At 66.1% G+C, this 17,498-nt stretch carries 18 protein-coding genes and 2 pseudogenes; 16 read left to right on the forward strand and 4 right to left on the reverse strand.

Translation table 11 applies throughout. The annotated features are described in order from the left end of the window. Window positions 1-69: 69 nt before the first annotated feature. Together phaC and ACNFH5_RS00725 are read left to right on the forward strand one after the other, a co-directional pair. The gene (gene phaC / locus ACNFH5_RS00720) at window positions 70-1,752 is read left to right on the forward strand and encodes a class II poly(R)-hydroxyalkanoic acid synthase (RefSeq protein ID WP_416743510.1); all 1,683 of its coding nucleotides are present in this window, start codon (window positions 70-72) and stop codon (window positions 1,750-1,752) included. Between the two features lie 194 nt (window positions 1,753-1,946). After that, entirely contained in the window at window positions 1,947-2,561 is a 615-nt protein-coding gene (locus ACNFH5_RS00725; RefSeq protein ID WP_416743511.1) for a TetR/AcrR family transcriptional regulator, read from the forward strand. A 64-nt stretch (window positions 2,562-2,625) separates the two neighbouring features. Here ACNFH5_RS00725 and ACNFH5_RS00730 read toward each other — a convergent pair whose 3' ends face one another. From ACNFH5_RS00730 to ACNFH5_RS00740, 3 genes are all read right to left on the reverse strand, one after another. After that, entirely contained in the window at window positions 2,626-3,570 is a 945-nt protein-coding gene (locus tag ACNFH5_RS00730) for a phasin family protein (RefSeq protein ID WP_416743512.1), read from the reverse strand. 10 nt (window positions 3,571-3,580) lie between these two features. Then, on the reverse strand, window positions 3,581-3,991 hold the full coding sequence (locus tag ACNFH5_RS00735) for a phasin family protein (RefSeq protein WP_416743513.1): 411 nt from the start codon (window positions 3,989-3,991) through the stop codon (window positions 3,581-3,583). A gap of 169 nt (window positions 3,992-4,160) precedes the next feature. Continuing rightward, entirely contained in the window at window positions 4,161-4,436 is a 276-nt protein-coding gene (locus ACNFH5_RS00740) for a polyhydroxyalkanoic acid system family protein (RefSeq protein ID WP_416743514.1), read from the reverse strand. A 150-nt stretch (window positions 4,437-4,586) separates the two neighbouring features. On the opposite strand from ACNFH5_RS00740, the gene ubiE reads away from it, so the two are divergent. From ubiE to ACNFH5_RS00810, 14 genes and pseudogenes are all read left to right on the forward strand, one after another. Beyond that, window positions 4,587-5,369 (forward strand): bifunctional demethylmenaquinone methyltransferase/2-methoxy-6-polyprenyl-1,4-benzoquinol methylase UbiE, encoded by a 783-nt coding sequence (gene ubiE, locus ACNFH5_RS00745; RefSeq protein ID WP_045212891.1) that lies wholly within the window; start codon window positions 4,587-4,589, stop codon window positions 5,367-5,369. Continuing rightward, complete coding sequence (locus ACNFH5_RS00750; RefSeq protein ID WP_416744362.1) at window positions 5,366-5,992, forward strand: ubiquinone biosynthesis accessory factor UbiJ; 627 nt, start codon at window positions 5,366-5,368, stop codon at window positions 5,990-5,992. The genes ubiE and ACNFH5_RS00750 overlap by 4 nt, the downstream gene beginning before the upstream one ends. Continuing rightward, a complete protein-coding gene (gene ubiB, locus ACNFH5_RS00755; RefSeq protein ID WP_416743516.1) occupies window positions 5,989-7,599 on the forward strand; it encodes a ubiquinone biosynthesis regulatory protein kinase UbiB in 1,611 nt (536 codons plus the stop codon). Before ACNFH5_RS00750 ends, ubiB begins: the two co-directional genes overlap by 4 nt. A gap of 95 nt (window positions 7,600-7,694) precedes the next feature. Next, window positions 7,695-8,108 carry a phosphoribosyl-AMP cyclohydrolase gene (hisI, locus tag ACNFH5_RS00760; protein WP_416743518.1) on the forward strand — a complete coding sequence of 138 codons (414 nt, stop codon included), beginning with the start codon at window positions 7,695-7,697 and terminating at the stop codon, window positions 8,106-8,108. After that, a complete protein-coding gene (locus tag ACNFH5_RS00765) occupies window positions 8,098-8,436 on the forward strand; it encodes a phosphoribosyl-ATP diphosphatase (RefSeq protein WP_065086256.1) in 339 nt (112 codons plus the stop codon). The genes hisI and ACNFH5_RS00765 overlap by 11 nt, the downstream gene beginning before the upstream one ends. A 27-nt stretch (window positions 8,437-8,463) precedes the next feature. Then, on the forward strand, window positions 8,464-8,712 hold the full coding sequence (locus ACNFH5_RS00770; protein WP_017520155.1) for a twin-arginine translocase TatA/TatE family subunit: 249 nt from the start codon (window positions 8,464-8,466) through the stop codon (window positions 8,710-8,712). Between the two features lie 11 nt (window positions 8,713-8,723). Next, window positions 8,724-9,236, forward strand: coding sequence for a Sec-independent protein translocase protein TatB (tatB, locus tag ACNFH5_RS00775; protein WP_416743520.1), 513 nt, complete (start codon window positions 8,724-8,726; stop codon window positions 9,234-9,236). Continuing rightward, entirely contained in the window at window positions 9,233-10,027 is a 795-nt protein-coding gene (tatC, locus tag ACNFH5_RS00780) for a twin-arginine translocase subunit TatC (RefSeq protein WP_416743522.1), read from the forward strand. The genes tatB and tatC overlap by 4 nt, the downstream gene beginning before the upstream one ends. Further along, window positions 10,024-10,731 (forward strand): 16S rRNA (uracil(1498)-N(3))-methyltransferase, encoded by a 708-nt coding sequence (locus ACNFH5_RS00785; protein WP_416743524.1) that lies wholly within the window; start codon window positions 10,024-10,026, stop codon window positions 10,729-10,731. The genes tatC and ACNFH5_RS00785 overlap by 4 nt, the downstream gene beginning before the upstream one ends. Window positions 10,732-10,917: 186 nt before the next feature. Next, window positions 10,918-11,958, forward strand: a pseudogene (locus ACNFH5_RS00790) (methyl-accepting chemotaxis protein); the annotation flags it as partial. A gap of 159 nt (window positions 11,959-12,117) precedes the next feature. Beyond that, entirely contained in the window at window positions 12,118-12,831 is a 714-nt protein-coding gene (locus ACNFH5_RS00795; protein ID WP_371914083.1) for a methyl-accepting chemotaxis protein, read from the forward strand. A 383-nt stretch (window positions 12,832-13,214) separates the two neighbouring features. Next, window positions 13,215-14,303 (forward strand): annotated as a pseudogene (locus tag ACNFH5_RS00800) (methyl-accepting chemotaxis protein); the annotation flags it as partial. 153 nt (window positions 14,304-14,456) lie between these two features. Further along, a complete protein-coding gene (locus ACNFH5_RS00805; protein WP_416744363.1) occupies window positions 14,457-15,161 on the forward strand; it encodes a methyl-accepting chemotaxis protein in 705 nt (234 codons plus the stop codon). Window positions 15,162-15,261: 100 nt separating this feature from the next. Further along, window positions 15,262-15,690: a UPF0158 family protein gene (locus tag ACNFH5_RS00810; RefSeq protein WP_416743526.1), complete on the forward strand. Its 429-nt coding sequence runs from the start codon at window positions 15,262-15,264 to the stop codon at window positions 15,688-15,690. A gap of 349 nt (window positions 15,691-16,039) precedes the next feature. Here the strand turns inward: ACNFH5_RS00810 and ACNFH5_RS00815 are convergent, their stop codons facing one another. Further along, complete coding sequence (locus ACNFH5_RS00815; RefSeq protein ID WP_416743527.1) at window positions 16,040-17,497, reverse strand: AdeC/AdeK/OprM family multidrug efflux complex outer membrane factor; 1,458 nt, start codon at window positions 17,495-17,497, stop codon at window positions 16,040-16,042. Window position 17,498 lies beyond the last annotated feature (1 nt).

Raw genomic sequence — 17,498 nt, forward strand, 5'->3', positions numbered from 1 at the left:
GCCATTCCCGATTCTGGTACAGGCTTTGCGTCGCCATTGGCAGGTCGGACCCTTTACGGAGTGCTGTTCATGCGAGAGAAAGCTGAGCCTGGTAGCGTCCCCGTTCCCACCCAATACATGAATGCGCAGAGCGCGATGGTCGGCCTGCGCGGCAAGGACATGCTGTCCACCCTGCGCACGCTGGCGCTGCAGGGCGTGCGCCAGCCGATGCATTCGGCACGGCATCTGGCAGCCTTCGGCAAGCAGATGGGCAAGGTGCTGATCGGCGATTCACCGTTGCAGCCCAATCCCCAGGATGCCCGTTTCCAGGACCCGTCGTGGCGCCTGAACCCACTTTACCGGCGCACCGTGCAGGCGTACCTGGCCTGGCAAAAGCAACTGCTGGCCTGGGTGGATGAGAGCGACCTGAACCACGACGACCGCGCCCGCGCGCGCTTCCTGCTGTCGATCCTCTCCGATGCCGCCGCACCCTCGAATACCCTGATCAACCCGCTGGCGGTAAAGGAGTTGTTCAACACCGGCGGACAGAGCTTGCTCAAGGGCGTGCAGCACCTGCTGGACGACCTGAGGCACAACGGCGGGATGCCCAGCCAGGTCAACCGCAGCGCCTTCGAGATCGGCCAGAACCTGGCCACCACGCCCGGCGCCGTAGTGTTCCGCAACGAAGTGCTGGAGCTGATCCAGTACAAGCCGATGGGCGAGCACCTGTATGCCAAGCCGCTGCTGATCGTGCCGCCGCAGATCAACAAGTACTACATCTTCGATCTGTCAGCGGAAAAGAGCTTCGTCCAGTTCGCCCTGAAGAACAACCTGCAGGTCTTCATAGTGAGCTGGCGCAACCCCGACGCGCGCCACCGCGAGTGGGGACTGTCGACCTACACCCAGGCGCTGGATGAGGCCATCGAGGTATGCCGCTCCATCAGCGGCAGCCGCAGTGTCAACCTGATGGGCGCCTGCTCCGGCGGCCTGACCATCGCCGCGCTGCAGGGCCATCTGCAGGCGCGTCGGCAATTGCGCAAGATCGCCAGCGCCACCTACCTGGTGAGTCTGCTGGACAGCCAGGTGGAAACCCCCGCTGCGCTATTCGCCGACGAGCAGACCCTGGAGAGCAGCAAGCGCCGCTCCTACCAGCACGGCGTGCTGGATGGCCGCGACATGGCCAAGGTGTTCGCCTGGATGCGCCCCAACGACCTGATCTGGAACTACTGGGTCAACAACTACCTGCTGGGCAAGCAACCGCCGGCCTTCGACATCCTCTACTGGAACAACGACAACACCCGCCTGCCCGCCGCGCTGCACGGCGACTTCCTCGACTTCTTCAAGCACAACCCGCTGGCGCGACCTGGCGCCATGGAGGTCAACGGCACCCCCATCGACCTGAAGAAGGTGGCGGTGGACAACTTCCACGTCGCCGGCATCACCGACCACATCACCCCGTGGGACGCGGTGTACCGCTCAGCCCAGTTGCTGGGCGGCGAGACTCGCTTCGTGCTGTCCAACAGCGGGCACATCCAGAGCATCCTCAACCCACCGGGCAACCCCAAGGCCTGCTACTTCGAGAACGGCAAGATCAGCTCCGACCCCCGCGCCTGGTACTACGACACCAAACGCCAGGAGGGCAGTTGGTGGCCGGTATGGCTGGAATGGATTCAGGAGCGCTCAGGCGAACGTCGCGCCGTGAACTTCGAACTGGGCAACGCCGAGCACCCGCCCAAAGAAGCCGCGCCAGGGACTTACGTGCACGTGCGTTGAGCCGTGATATCGGAGCTTTTGTAGGAGCGAGCTTGCTCGCGAACCGACCGAGCGAGCGACGGCGTCTCCGGAAATACCGTTCGCGAGCAAGCTCGCCCTTACAGGCAAGCCATGCGGAAGTTTGCCGCGAAACCATTGGCAGCCAACTCCCCTGCGGCTATCGTCGGCCCACTGCGGCTGGAACAAGAGCACGGATGAAAACGCGCGACCGGATTCTCGAATGCGCCCTGCAACTGTTCAACGAGCAGGGCGAGCCCAACGTGTCCACCCTGGAGATCGCCACCGAACTGGGCATCAGCCCCGGCAATCTCTACTACCACTTCCACGGCAAGGAGCCGCTGGTGCTGGCGCTGTTCGAGCGCTTCCAGGACGAACTGGCGCCGCTGCTCGATCCGCCCGAAGACGTGCGACTGGGCGCCGAGGACTACTGGCTGTTTCTGCACCTGATCGTCGAGCGCCTGGCGCACTACCGCTTCCTCTTCCAGGACCTTTCCAACCTCTCCGGCAAGCTGCCCAAGCTGGCCCGCGGCGTGCGTGCCTGGCTCAACCAGCTCAAGCGCACCCTGGCTACCCTGCTCGCGCAACTCAAGGCGCAGGACGAACTGGTCAGCGATACCGACGCCCTCGGCCAGCTGGTGGAGCAGATCACCCTGACCCTGCTGTTCTCCCTCGACTACCAGCGCATCCTCGACCACGAAGGTGACGTCCGCCAGGTAGTGTTCCAGGTGATGATGCTGGTGGCGCCGCACTTGCGCCCGGACTCGCAGCTGATCGCCGAACGACTCGCCAAGCGCTACCTCGCCCCCTGACTCACGCCCCTCAGAAATGAAAACGCCCGGCGCGAGGCCGGGCGTGGGTGTTGCGGCAGACCAATCAGGCCTGGGACGGCGGCGTTGCCGGAGCAGCGGCGGACGGCGTCACGGCTGGTGCGGCGGCGGGAGCCGACGGTGCAGCAGTGGCGGCCGGGGCGGTTGCCGGTTTCGCAGCGGCCGGTTTGGCGGCAGCCTTGGGTGCAGCAGGCTTCTTCACGGCGGGCTTCTTCGCCGCGGCCGGCTTGGCTGCAGGTTTCGCAGCGGCAGGCTTGGCGGCAGCAGCCGGTTTTGCAGCGGGCTTCGCGGCGGCTTTCGCAGCAGCGGGCTTGGCAGCCGGTTTCGCGGCAGGCTTGGCCGCAGCCTTGGCAGCCGGCTTGGCAGCAGGCTTGGCTGCGGGTTTCGCGGCAGCCTTGGCAGCCGGTTTTGCGGCGGCTTTAGCGGCGGGCTTGGCGGCCGGCTTCGCTGCAGGTTTCGCAGCGGGCTTGGCGGCGGTTTTGGCAGCCGGTTTGGAAGCCGCGGTCTTCACAGCGGGTTTCGCGGCCGGTTTGGCGGCGGCTTTCGCTGCGGGTTTCGCGGCAGCCTTGGCGGCCGGTTTGGCGACGCTGACGCCGGTGAGCTTCTCGATCTGCTTGGTGAGGCTGTCGACCTTGCTGTGCAGGTCTTTCACTTCACGGCTGCTGGGAACGCCCAGGCGCGAGATCGCGCTGTTCAGGCGCTTGTCGAAGGCTTCTTCCAGCTCGCCCCACTTGCCGATCGCGGCGCCCTTGACGGCATCGACGCGCGCTTTCGCGGAACGGGTGGAAGTCTTCACCGCACCCTCGACTTCGGTCTTGGCCAGTTTCTCAGCCTTCTCGCCGTCCTTGACCAGGGTCTCGAACACCTTGCTGCCGTCCTTGCTGACCTTCGAGTAGGCCCCCAAGCCAGCCAGCCAGATCTGCCGCGAGTATTTCTCGATCTCGCCGATCCAACTGGACTCTTTTTTATCGGTAGTTTTTTTGCCAGCCATCCTGCTCTCCTTATTGGGTTCTCGCGACACGCTCGAGCACTGCGCTCAGCTCATCCAGCTTAGCAGAGAGCGCCTCCACATCACGCCTGGAGGGAATTCCGATTCGATTGAGGGCAGAGGCGACACGTGCATCGAACGCTTCCTCGATCTTCTCGAAGTTCAGCTTGGCCTTCACGCTGTGCAGTCGGCCCTTGACGCTGTCATTGGCGGCGTCGATCTGGGTGGTCACCAGGTCGCGGCCTTTCTTCTCCACGGACTCGCCGGACTTGACCAGTTCCTTGAAGTACTCGCTGCCTTCCTGACCCACGCGAGCGTAGGTGCCCAGGCCCGCAAGCCAGATCTGCCGGGCGTAGTGCTTGGCATCGGAGTAGAGAGAGGATTCGAGCTCTACGACTTTCTTCTTGCTGACAGCCTTGGCCATGGTGGCACCTCACAGGGTTCGGATTCGATGATGTCGAATAGCTGCCCGCGAAAGGCGGGACTGTGAGTCAAGGTATCGGGGAAAATTAGAAAACACATACCAGGCTTCGAGGGAAAGCCGGCGCCGCCCGAAAGCAGCATGGCCCCGCGAGAAGCGGGGCCGGAAGGCATCAGGCCAGGGCCTTGTCCAGCGCACGCTCGATCTCGCCCTTGAGCAGGCCGCCCATGGCCGAAAGCATCAGCCCCAGCTTCACGTCCACCGCGACCCTGTCCGCGGCCACCTCGATGCGCCCGTCCACGCCGCTGCGCTTGAACAGCAGGGTGTCGCCCTGCCACTCGCTGCTCACGCCATGCTCGCGGCCGAGCTTGTCGGCAAGTTTCTCCGCCTTGGCGCGGGCGGCTTCAAGGCCGAGGGAGTGGGATCGTTCGACATGGATACGGGACATTCTTGAACTCCGCGAGTGACTGACTTTCCAGATGATACGCGCCGCGCCGTATCGCCGCACCCCGGCACCCCTCATGCGGCGGCGAGCGGAGCGGCGTTTTCTGCGCATCCTGTTAGAATGCCCGCCACTGACTTCCAGGGTAGAAATGCCATGAGCGAACCGCGCAAGCCACAAGCCGGCCAGGACGGCGCCGATCCCACCACGCACTTCGGCTACAAGACCGTGCGCGAGAGCGAGAAGGCCGAGAAGGTCGCCGAGGTATTCCACTCGGTCGCCGCCAAGTACGACCTGATGAACGACCTGATGTCCGGCGGCATCCACCGTCTGTGGAAGCGCTTCACCATCGAACTGTCCGGCGTGCGCGCCGGCAACCGGGTGCTGGACATCGCCGGCGGCACCGGCGATCTGACCCGCCAGTTCTCCCGCCTGGTCGGCCCGACCGGCGAAGTGGTACTGGCCGACATCAATGCCTCGATGCTCAAGGTCGGTCGCGACAAGCTGCTCGACAGCGGCGTCGCCGGCAACGTCAACTTCGTCCAGGCCGACGCCGAGAAGCTGCCGTTCCCCGACAACTACTTCGACGCGGTGACCATCGCCTTCGGTCTGCGCAACGTCACCCACAAGGACGAAGCCATCCGCTCCATGCTGCGGGTGCTCAAGCCCGGCGGCCGCCTGCTCGTGCTGGAATTCTCCAAGCCCACCAGCAGCCTGCTGTCCAAGGCCTACGATGCCTACTCCTTCACCCTGTTGCCACTGATGGGCAAGCTGGTGACCAACGACTCCGAGAGCTACCGCTACCTCGCCGAGTCGATCCGCATGCACCCCGACCAGGAAACGCTGAAGTCAATGATGGTGGAGGCCGGCTTCGACCGCGTCACCTACCACAACATGACTGGCGGCGTGGTCGCCCTGCACCGCGGCATCAAGCCCTGATGACCCTGCTCCTGCAGGCCGCCCTGGCCAGCGCCGAAGCCACCGTCAACCGCGTGCTGCGGCTCGATGGCGTGGCGCTGAAGCGCCTTGGCCGGCTCGCTGGCAAGGTGCTGGAAGTGGACTGCCAGGCGCCCGCGCTGCGGCTGTTCATCCTGCCCGATGCCGACGGCCTGCACCTGGCCGCGCACCACGAGGCCCAGCCCGACTGCACCCTCGTCGCGCCGGCCGGCAGCCTGCTGCAACTGGCGCTGGCCAAGGACAAGACCCGCGTCCTGCACAGCCCGGAAGTGACCATGGGCGGTGACAGCGCGATGCTGCTGGAGCTGGCTGATATCCTCCAGAGCCTGGAGCTGGACTGGGAGTACGAAGTCTCCCGCTGGCTCGGCCCGGTGCCTGCGCACCTGCTCGGCGCGCGCCTGCGCGGCGGCATGGCTTGGGCCGGCGACAGTCTGGAAAGCCTGCGTCTGAGCCTCGCCGACTATCTTGCCGAGGAAAGCCGCAGCCTGGTCGGCCAGCACGAAGCCGAAGCGCGCTTCGCCGAGCTGGACCAGTTGAAGATGTCCCTCGACCGCCTCGACGCGCGGATCACCCGCCTGACCCAGAAGATCAAGCCTGACGCATGAAGCTGCTCGCCATCCGCCGCCTGCTGCGCATCCAGCGCGTAGCCATCCGCTACCGCCTGGACGACATGGTCCTCGAACTGCCCTTCCTGCCCTGGTGGCTGCGCCTGGTGGGCGGCCTGCTGCCCTGGCGCTGGCTGCCGCGCAAGCCGCTGGAGCTCAGCCGTGGTGCGCGCATCCGGCTGGCGCTGGAAGACCTCGGGCCGATCTTCATCAAGTTCGGCCAGATCCTCTCCACCCGCCGGGACCTGCTCCCCGACGACATCGCCCTGGAGCTGGCCTTCCTGCAGGACAAGGTTCCACCCTTCCCACCGGAACAGGCCGTAGCGCTCATCGAGCAACAGCTGGGCGCGAAGATCGAGCAGGTGTTCTCCCGCTTCGAGCGCGAGCCGCTGGCCTCCGCCTCGGTGGCGCAAGTGCACACCGCGCAGCTGAAAAGCGGCGAGGAAGTGGTGGTCAAGGTCATCCGCCCGAACCTGGAGCCGGTGATCCGCTCCGACATCGCCTGGCTGCACATCCTCGCCCGCACCGCCGAGCGCATCTCCGCCGATGCCCGCCGCCTGCACCCGGCCGAGGTGGTCAGCGACTACGAGAAAACCATCTACGACGAGCTGGACCTGCTCCGTGAAGCGGCCAACTCCTCGCAGCTGCGGCGCAACTTCGAAGGCTCGCCGCTGCTCTACGTGCCCCAGGTCTACTGGGACTGGTGCCGCCCCAAGGTGCTGGTGATGGAGCGTATCTACGGCATCCCGGTCACCGACCTGGACACCCTGCGCGATCAGCGCACCGACTTCAAGGCGCTGGCCGAGCGCGGCGTGGAGATCTTCTTCACCCAGGTGTTCCGCGACAGCTTCTTCCACGCCGACATGCACCCCGGCAACATCTTCGTCAGCACCCGCACGCCGTGGAGCCCGCAGTACATCGCGGTGGACTGCGGCATCGTCGGCAGCCTCACCGACGAGGACCAGGACTACCTGGCGCGCAACCTCATCGCCTTCTTCAAGCGCGATTACCGCAAGGTCGCCCAGTTGCACATCGACTCGGGCTGGGTGCCGGCGGAAACCAAGGTCAACGACTTCGAAGCGGCGATCCGCACCGTCTGCGAGCCGATCTTCGAGAAGCCACTCAAGGACATCTCCTTCGGCCAGGTGCTGCTGCGCCTGTTCCAGACCGCACGGCGCTTCAACATGGAAGTGCAGCCGCAACTGGTGCTGCTGCAGAAGACCCTGCTGAACATCGAAGGCCTGGGCCGCCAGCTCTACCCGGAGCTGGACCTGTGGACTACCGCGCAGCCCTACCTGGAACGCTGGATGCGCGAGCGCATGAGCCCCGGTACCCTGATGCGCAATGCCCAGCAACACATCGAGCAACTGCCGCACCTGGCGCAGATGACGCGCGAGACCCTGGAGCGACTGTCCCGCGACCCCGATCCGGACAAGCGCCTGGTGATCGAGACCCGCGGCCCTGGCGCGGGCGCCTGGCCGGCGCGGCTGATCGGCGCGGTGCTGGTCGCCGGCGCCGCCGAAACCGGCCTGGCCACCCATAGCCTCGCTGCCTGGCCTGCCTGGGCGATGCTGGCCGGTGGTCTGTATCTGATTCTGCGCCGATAGCCAGTCGCCCCAGCGGCTGGCACACTTAACCGCTATACGAAGTGGCTTACAAAGTGGCTCTGGGCACCGCGCGTGCCCGCTGTACGGAACCCGAGATGAAAGACTGGCTGGACGAAATCAAGTGGAATGCCGATGGACTGGTGCCGGCGATCGCCCAGGACCATCGCACCGGCCGCGTGCTGATGATGGCCTGGATGAACCGCGAAGCCCTGACCCTCACCGCCGCCGAGCACCGCGCCATCTACTGGTCGCGCTCGCGCGGCAAGCTCTGGCGCAAGGGCGAGGACTCCGGCCACGTGCAGAAGCTGCATGAACTGCGCCTGGACTGCGACGCCGACGTGGTGATCCTGATGGTCGAACAGCTGGGCGGCATCGCCTGCCACACCGGCCGCGAAAGCTGCTTCTACCGGGTGTTCGAGAACGGCGCCTGGCAGACCGTCGACCCGGTCCTCAAGGACCCGGATGCCATCTACTCCCACGTAGGTACAGGAAAACCCCATGAGCACTGATACCCTCGCCCGTCTGGCGGAAGTCCTCGAAGCGCGCAAGAATGCCGCACCGGACAGCTCCTACGTGGCCAGCCTGTATCACAAGGGCCTGAACAAGATCCTGGAGAAGGTTGGCGAAGAGTCGGTGGAAACCATTCTCGCCGCCAAGGACGCCGCCACCAGCGGTGACTGCACGGACCTGATCTACGAAACGGCCGACCTCTGGTTCCACTCCCTGGTGATGCTCGCCGCCCTCGGCCAGCACCCGCAGGCGGTACTGGACGAGCTGGACCGCCGCTTCGGCCTTTCCGGGCACGACGAGAAAGCCGCGCGCCAACCGTCTGCCTGAACCCGACAACTTTGCGAGGAAAACAAGATGGGCATCTTTGACTGGAAACACTGGGTCGTCATCCTGATCGTCGTGGTCCTGGTCTTCGGCACCAAGCGCCTGAAGAACCTCGGTTCGGACGTCGGCGAAGCCATCAAGGGCTTCAAGAAAGCGATGAACACCGAGGAAGACGAGAAGAAAGACCCGAACGCCGCTGCCGGCAACCCGCCGCTGAACCAGCCGCACACCATCGACGCCCAGGCGCAGAAGGTCGAAGAACCGGCTCGCAAGGACTGATGGAATAAACCATGTTCGGTATCAGCTTCAGCGAACTGCTGCTGGTGGGCCTCGTCGCCCTGCTGGTGCTCGGCCCCGACCGCCTGCCGGGTGCCGCGCGCACCGCCGGCCTGTGGATCGGCCGGCTCAAGCGCAGCTTCAACGCCATCAAGACGGAAGTGGAGCGCGAGCTGGGCGCGGATGAAATCCGCCGCCAGCTGCACAACGAACACATCCTGCAGATGGAACAGGAAGCCAAGAAGCTGATGGCGCCGTTGACCGACCTGCAAGAGCAGGCCCGGGAAACCTTCAATCCGCAGCCGCAGACGCAAACCCAGCCTGAGGGCCAGGGGGCGCCTGCCGAGCCGCCCGCAGCGCCGAGCATCGCGCCCAACAGCCGCCTGAACAGCCTGCCGGGCGCCGGCATCGTCCCGCCGGCCGCGCCGGAAGCGGCACCCGCCGCTACGCCACAAGCGCCGGAAGTCAGCCAACCGACCGCCGCGAGCCAGCCGCCCGCTTCGCCCGAGACGCCGCGTACCCCATGAGCGCCGAAAAACCCGACCAGCCCGAACACGACCAGGAAATGCCCCTGGTCTCGCACCTGACCGAGCTGCGCACGCGCCTGCTGCGCTGCGTGGTGGCGATCTTCGTGATCTTCATCGGCCTGCTGTACTTCTCGCAGAAGATCTACGCGCTGGCCTCCGAGCCGCTGCGTCGCTTCCTGCCCGAAGGCGCGACCATGATTGCCATCGACCCGGCGTCGGCCTTCCTCGCGCCGCTGAAGCTGACCATGATCGTCGCCGTGCTGTTCGCCATGCCGGTGATCCTCGCCCAGGTCTGGGGCTTCATCGCACCCGGCCTGTACAAGCACGAGAAGCGCGTCGCCCTGCCGCTGCTGGCCTCCAGCATCGTGCTGTTCTATGCCGGCATGGCCTTCGCCTACTTCCTGGTGTTCCCGTTGATGTTCCACTTCTTCCTCGGCCAGGCCCCGGAAGGCGTGACACCGATGACGGACATCAACAGCTACCTGGACTTCCTCACCCTGCTGTTCGCCTTCGGCGTGGCCTTCGAGATTCCCGTGGCCACCGTTCTGCTGGTGTGGATCGGGGTGGTCAACGTGGCCTACCTGAAGAAGATCCGCCCGTACGTGATCATCGGCTGCTTCGTGGTCGGCATGATCCTCACCCCGCCTGACCCGCTGTCGCAGACCCTGCTGGCAGTACCGATGTGGTTGCTGTTCGAGGCCGGCGTACTGTTCAGCCACCTGATCCGCAAGCGCGGCCCGGAAGAGGAAGAAGAGTCCAAGGTCGACCAGCCGCCGGCCACCCGCCCGTGAACCTGCTGCTGCTTGACGACGTCGACTTCGTCGCGGCGGACCGCGTGATCCTGCGCGACCGCCGCCTCACCCACATGCAGGAAGTCCACCGCGCTGAAAGTGGCGACCGGATGCGCGTCGGCCGCCTTGGCGGCCTGATGGGTGAAGGCCGCCTGTTGCGCCTGGAAGCCAACGAGGCCGAGTTGCAGGTCAGCTTCGACCAGGCCCCGCCGGCCAAACTGCCGCTGACCCTCCTGCTCGCCCTGCCCCGCCCCAAGATGCTCCGCCGCGTGCTGCAGACCGTTGCCGCCATGGGCGTACCGCGCCTGGTGCTGCTCAACAGCTACCGGGTGGAAAAGAGCTTCTGGCAGACGCCGTTCCTCGAACCCGACGCCGTGCGCGAGCAGTTGATCCTCGGCCTGGAGCAGGCACGCGATACCGTGCTGCCCGAGGTGATCATCGAGAAGCGCTTCAAGCCCTTCGTCGAAGACCGCCTGCCCGCCCTGGCTGCCGGCAGTCTCGGCCTGATCGGCCATCCCGGCCCCTGGCCCGAGTGCCCGCGCGCGCTGAACGAACCCGTGACGCTGGCCATCGGCCCGGAAGGCGGCTGGATTCCCTACGAGGTCGACAAGCTGCGAGAGGCCGGCCTGAGCCCCGTCCAGTTGGGCGAACGCATCCTGCGCGTCGAGACCGCCGTGACCGCACTTCTGGCACGACTGTTCTAACTAAAGCTGGCGCAAAGCCAGTAACCACGCGGCCTCCAGCGTGAACCGCCAGTCAGAAAAAGCACTCCGGAACTCTTCAGTTCCACGCGCCCGCGCCGATATCAGCGGTACCGGTCGTCCCCCACTCTGCGCATTTCCTGCTCAGCCATGCGTACCGGCCCCGTTCAATCCTGGAGCGCCGCCTTCATGTTTCGCTGGTTCAACAACCTGACTGTCAAACTCAAACTCGCCGCAGGCTTCGGCCTGGTGCTGCTGCTCACCCTGCTGATCGCCCTCACCGGCTGGATCAACCTGGGCAATGTGATCAGCCGGGGCGACAAGCTCGGCGAGATATCCGAGCTGATCGCGATCGCCAAGGACCTGCGCATCGCCCGCCTGAAATTCCAGTCCACCCGCGCTCCGGAAGATGCCAAGGCGGTGCTCGATACACTGGACAAGCTGGACCAGCGCCACCGCTCGCTGAACGAGCGCTTCACCGAGGCCGAGGACCGTCGCGTCATCGACCAGCAGCACGACCTGAGCGTGGAGTACCGCAAGCTGTACGCCCAGCTGCTGAAGTCCTTCGAAGAGCGCGACGCCGCCAAGCAGGTGCTGGTCAAATCTGCCGGCGCCGTCAGCGAAGGCCTGCAGAAGGCCGAGCAGAAGCTGGTCGGCAACGGCAGCGCCGAAGGCCTGCAGCACCTGCAGGACCTTGCCGGCCTCGGCCGCGCGGTCATGCAGGCGCGCCTGCAAGTGATGGCCTACACCAGCACCGACGCGCAGAACCTCGAACAACCCGCTCTCGCCGCGCTGCAGCAACTGATCGACGCCGTGAAGAGCGACATGAGCACCTCGCCGGTGGAGCTGAACGGCGAGTTCCGCGCCACCCTCGACGCGCTGGAAACCTACCGCAACGCGCTGACCAACTACCGCAACGAGGTCAACGACAGCCAGGCCGCCCGTGACCGCATGCGCGATGCCGGCCAGCAGATCGAGAAGCTCAGCGCCGAACTGACCACCACCCAGACCGCCAAGCGCGACGCCGGCGTTGCCCAGGCCAAAACGCTGCTGGGGCTGGCCGCCGCAATTGCCCTGGTGCTGGGCAGCATCGCCGCCTGGATCATCACCGCGCAGATCGTCAATCCGCTGCGCGACGTACTCGGCCATGCCGAGCGCATCGCTGACGGCGACCTCAGTCGCGACATCCCCACCAACCGTCACGACGAACTGGGCCAACTGCAGAAGAGCATGCAGCGCATGAACCTGTCCCTGCGCGAGCTGATCGGCCGCATTCATGACGGCGTGACGCAGATCGCCAGTGCCGCCGAGGAGCTGTCCGCGGTGACCGAGCAGACCAGCGCCGGGGTGAACAACCAGAAGACCGAGACCGACCAGGTCGCCACCGCCATGAACGAGATGGCTGCCACCGTGCAGGAAGTTGCGCGCAACGCCGAGGAAGCCTCCGAGGCCGCCTCTGCCGCCGACCGCCAGGCCCGAGACGGCGAAGGCGCGGTGAACGAAGCGGTAAACCAGATGGACCGCCTGGCCGGCGAAGTCGGCCGCACCAACGAATCGGTGCTCAAGCTCAAGCGCGAAAGCGAGAAGATCGGCAGCGTGCTGGACGTGATCAAGGCGGTAGCCGAGCAGACCAACCTGCTGGCGCTCAACGCCGCCATCGAAGCCGCCCGCGCGGGCGACGCCGGCCGCGGTTTCGCGGTGGTGGCCGACGAGGTGCGCGGCCTGGCGCAACGCACCCAGTCCTCCACCGAGGAGATCGAGGAGCTGATTGCCGGCCTGCAGAGCGGCACCCAGCAGGCTGTGCAGATGATGGAAACCAGCCGCGACCTGACCGTCAGCACCGTCGACCTGACCCGCCGCGCCGGCGAGCGCCTGGGCGCCATTACCCGCACGGTGTCGACCATCCAGTCGATGAACCAGCAGATCGCCGCCGCCTCCGAGCAGCAGAGCGCTGTGGCCGAGGAGATCAACCGCAGCGTGATGAACGTGCGCGACATCTCCGAGCAGACCGCTGCCGCCAGCGAGGAAACCGCCGCCTCCAGTGTCGAACTGGCGCGCCTGGGCAACGAACTGCAGGTGCTGGTCAGCCGCTTCCGCGTCTGATCCTTCCGAGATGAAAAGGGCCCGCGCAATGCGGGCCTTTTTTCTTTCCCCATACCGGACATCGGCACAGGGCTTCCCCTCACCCCAGCCCTCTCCCGAAGAGAGAGGGCCTTCCCGTGCACGGAGTCGACCTGTAGGAGCGAGCTTGCTCGCGAACAGCCTCCACTGCGCAATCAGTTCGCGAGCAAGCTCGCTCCTACAAGAGCTCGCGCGCCACGCCAGAAACCCCGCGGCAAATTCCCGCCTTCAGTTTCCCTTTCGACGGCCGATAGCCTCTGACGCACGAAGATGCGTCCCGACAATTCCGCCTCGCCTCCGCACCTTTCGCTCTTGCCAGCCCCGGGCCGTCGATCCCGTGGCGACGCCTGCCTGGAGTATTCGACATGTACGATTGGCTAGTAGTACAGCTGGGACGTCTGAACGTCAGCCTGAAGCTGGTGGTGGGCTTCGGCATCCTCCTCTTCCTGACGCTTCTGGTGCTGCTCAGCGGCCTGGGCAGCCTGGATAACCAGGCCGAACGCGGCCAGCAGATGGCGACCATCACCGAACTCAACGATCTCAGCCAGCAGGCCAACCTCGCGCGTCTGCAGTTCGAACTGGGCGGCGACCGCAGCCAGGCCGAGCGCGTCGAGCAGCACAGCACGAAAATGCTGGAGCTGATCGAACAGCGCCTGAAAGGCAGCGACATCGACGCCAAACAGCTGGATGTGGCACGCCAGGCCGTCAGCGAGTACCGCGAAGCCTTCTCCGCTCTGACCCGCGCCGTCGACCAGCGCACCCAGGCCCGCGGCACCCTGGTGGAGAGCGCGCAGAGCGCCCTGCAGGCATTCGAGGCGCTGGACAAGCAACTCTTCGAGCTGCTCGCCGAACACCCCGGCGACGCCCAGTTTCTGCAAGGCGCCCAGGCCGTCGGCCAGTTGCATCAGCAACTGCTGGTGGTGCGCTACCAGGTGCGTGGCTACGTCTTCGAGCAATCCGCCAGCGCCGAACAGGCAGCTTTCGCGGCCTTCGACAAGCTGCGCGACACTGGCACCGCCCTGCAGAGCCAATTGCCGGGCATCGCCGTGGAGGGCCTGAGCACGGCGCTGAAAGACCTGCAGAACTACCGCAGCGGCATTGAGCATTTTCGCGACGGCGTGAATGCTACCCAGCAGGCGCGCAAGGGCCTGAACGGCGCCAGCGAGGCACTGCTTTCGGCGAGCGATCGCCTGTACGACGACACCCTGAAACGCAACGATGCCGAGACCGCCGCCGCCAAGACCCGGCAGATTCTCATCGCCGTCCTGGCCTTGGCGTTCGGCATGCTTTCCGGCTGGGCCATCAACCGCCAGATCGTCCGCCCGCTGCATGAGGCGCTGGAGCTGGCCGAGCGTATCGCCCAGGGCGACCTGTCCCAGGGCCTGTCCCGTGACCTCAACCTGCAGCGCAGCGACGAGCTGGGCCAGTTGCAGCGAGTGATGCTGCGCATGCGCGAGAGCCTGTCGCAGCTGCTGGGGCATATCGGCGGCAGTGTCAGCCAACTGGCCACGGCTGCCGACGAACTTTCTGCCGTCACTGAGCAGACCCGCGCCGGGGTGAATAGCCAGCGCGTGGAGACCGAGCAGGTCGCCAGCGCCATCCACGAGATGGCCGCTACCGTGCAGGAGGTCGCGCGCAACGCTGAGCAGGCTTCCGCCGCCGCCCAGCAGGCCGACCAACAGGCCCGCCAGGGCGACCAGGTGGTGCAGGATGCGGTGAACCAGATCGACCGCCTGGCCGTTGAGGTGGATCGCTCCGCCGAGGCCATGGAGCTGCTGCGCAAGGAGAGTGAGAAGATCGGCAGCGTGCTGGACGTGATCAAGTCGGTGGCCGAGCAGACCAACCTGCTGGCGCTCAACGCCGCCATCGAAGCCGCCCGCGCCGGCGAGGCCGGGCGCGGGTTTGCCGTGGTCGCCGACGAGGTGCGCGGCCTGGCCCAGCGCACGCAGTCCTCCACCGCCGAAATCGAAGGCCTGATCGCTGGCCTGCAGCGCGGCGCCCAGGAAGCGGTGACGCGCATGGACGACAGCCGCCGCCTCACCGGCAGCTCGGTAGAGCTGACCCGCCGTGCCGGCGAGGCATTGGGCGTGATCGCCCGCACCGTGGCCGACATCCAGGGCATGAACCTGCAGATCGCCTCGGCCGCCGAGGAGCAGAGCAGCGTCGCCGAGGAGATCAACCGCAGCGTGGTACAGGTGCGCGAGATCGCCGACCAGTCCGCCGCCGCCAGCGAACAGACCGCCAGCTCCAGCACCGAGCTCGCGCGCCTGGGCAACGAGCTGCAACTGCAGGTGGGCCGCTTCCGCCTGTAATGCGCCAGTCGGTCGGTGCGCCCGCACCGGCCGACAACGGCAGGACAGCTGTCATGCGCATGGCGTAGGATCAGTCACTCGCCATATTGGGAGAGTGACCATGCGCCCGCTGACCATCGACCTCGACGAACTCGCCTTCGCGCTCGACACCCAGGGTATCGATCACTACCTCGATCTGTTCAGCGGCCAGGTGCTGCTGATTCCCGAAGAAGACCCCGACCCCGAACTGGCCGAGCTGCTGCACCGCGAGCCGGAGCGCCTGCTGCCCATCGAACCGCTGAGCAGCGGCCAGTCACTGGAGCTGATGCGCGAGTTCCTGCGCGAAGTGCCCGAGCCCCACGCCTATTCCGCCCTGGCCAACGCTATCGAGGGGCGCAAGCCGTTCAAGGCGTTCCGCCACGTGCTGATGGGCTATCCGGAGCTGCTGCAGGCCTGGTACGTCTACCAGGGCGAACGGCTGCGCGAGTGTGCACTGGATTGGCTGGCGGACAACCATATCCAGCCGGCCGGGCGTAGCGCGATGCTCTGATCGGTCGGGTTCGCGAGCAAGCTCGCTCCTACAAGAGCCCAAACCGCCCCCTGTAGGAGCGAGCTTGCTCGCGAACCGCCCCACGCTCCAACCGCCCCATGCTCCCGCGCAACGATGTGTGGCGCTTAACCTGTTCCGGGTTATGCGCCCTACGCTGCTGACGGGAGAGCGAGCTATCAGTGCCGGCTGGCACACTGGGTTCGTCCGGCACAGACCCAGTCCCCTCTCCCTTCAGGGAAAGAGACAGGGAGAGGGAAATCCTGGGCAAAGGGATCCAGAAGAAGACAGTTGCACCCGCTCACTACCCCAAACAAAAACGCCGCCCCGAGGGCGGCGTTTTTGTTTCCGGTCAGAACAACCGGCCTTCGGGTGCCTCACTGGAGATCGGCTTGGCCTGGGCCGCCGTGGCCTGCCAGCCGCCGCCGAGAGCCTTGTACAGGTTGACCTCGCTGGTCAGCTGGTTAAGGCGATCGGAGATCAGCTGTTGCTGGGCACTGAACAGCGAGCGCTGCGCGTCGAGCAGGGTGAGGTAGTTATCCACACCGGTGCGGTAGCGCTTGTCGGCCAGGCGGTAGTACTCGCTACTGGCGTCCACCAGCGCGCGCTGCGCCTGCAGCTGCTCGTTGAAGGTGCCGCGCGCAGCGAGGCCGTCAGCGACTTCGGAGAAGGCCGTCTGGATGGCTTTCTCGTACTGCGCGACGTTGATGTCCTTCTGCACCTTGGCCAGGTCCAGGCTCGCGCGCAAGCTGCCGGCGTTGAAGATCGGCAGGCTGATCGAGGGCTTGAACAGCCAGGTGCCGGAGCCACCGTCGAACAGGCCGCCGAGGTCCGGGCTGAGGGTGCCGGCGTTGGCAGTCAGGCTGATGTTCGGGAAGAACGCCGCCCGCGCCGCGCCGATGTTGGCGTTGGCCGCCTTGAGCTGGTGCTCCGCCTGGAGGATGTCCGGGCGGCGCTGCAGCAGGTCGGAGGGCAGGCCCGCCGGCACGGTGGCCAGCAGCTCGTCACCCAGGCCACGGCCTTGCGGCAGGTCTGCCGGCAGACCGGAGCCGAGCAGCAGTACCAGGGCATTCTGGTCCTGCGCCACCAGGCGGGTGTACTGCGCCAGGGTCGCCCGCGCGCTTTCCACCGAGGTCTGTGCCTGGCGCAGGTCCAGCGCCGAAGCAACGCCGACGTCATAGCTGCGCTTGGTCAGGTCGTAGCTCTTCTGGTAGGTGCCCAGGGTGTCGCGGGTCAGCTGCAGCTGTGCCTGGTCGGCACGCAGCGTCAGGTAGGCGTTGGCGACGTTGGCCACCAGGCTGGTCTGGGTGCTGCGACGCGCCTCTTCGGTGGCGAAGTACTGCTCCAGCGCCTGGTCACGCAGGGCGCGCAGGCGGCCGAACAGGTCGATTTCCCAGGCGGTGACGCCCAGGGTCGCCCCGTACTGGCTGCTGATCATCGAGCTGCCGGTCTGCGACAGGTCCGCCGGCAGGCGCTGGCGCGAGCCGTCGAAGCTGGCGTCCACCGCCGGGAACAGGTCAGCCCGCTGGATACGGTACTGCGCCCGGTAGGCTTCGATGTTCAATGCAGCGACGCGCAGGTCGCGGTTATTTTCCAGCGACACTTCGACCAGTCGCTGTAGTTGCGGGTCCTTGAAGAACTCGCGCCAGCCGATGTCGGCGCCGGCATTGGCCGGTTGTGCCGCATCGTAGGCATCGCCCTGCGGGTAAGCCGCGGCCACGGGCGCCTCGGGGCGCTCGTAGTCGGGGATCAGCGAGCAGCCGGACAACACACCGGCTGCTATGGCGAGGGACAGTAAGGACTTTCTCATA

This window comes from Pseudomonas sp. NY15435 (assembly GCF_048068295.1).
Lineage (GTDB): Bacteria > Pseudomonadota > Gammaproteobacteria > Pseudomonadales > Pseudomonadaceae > Pseudomonas.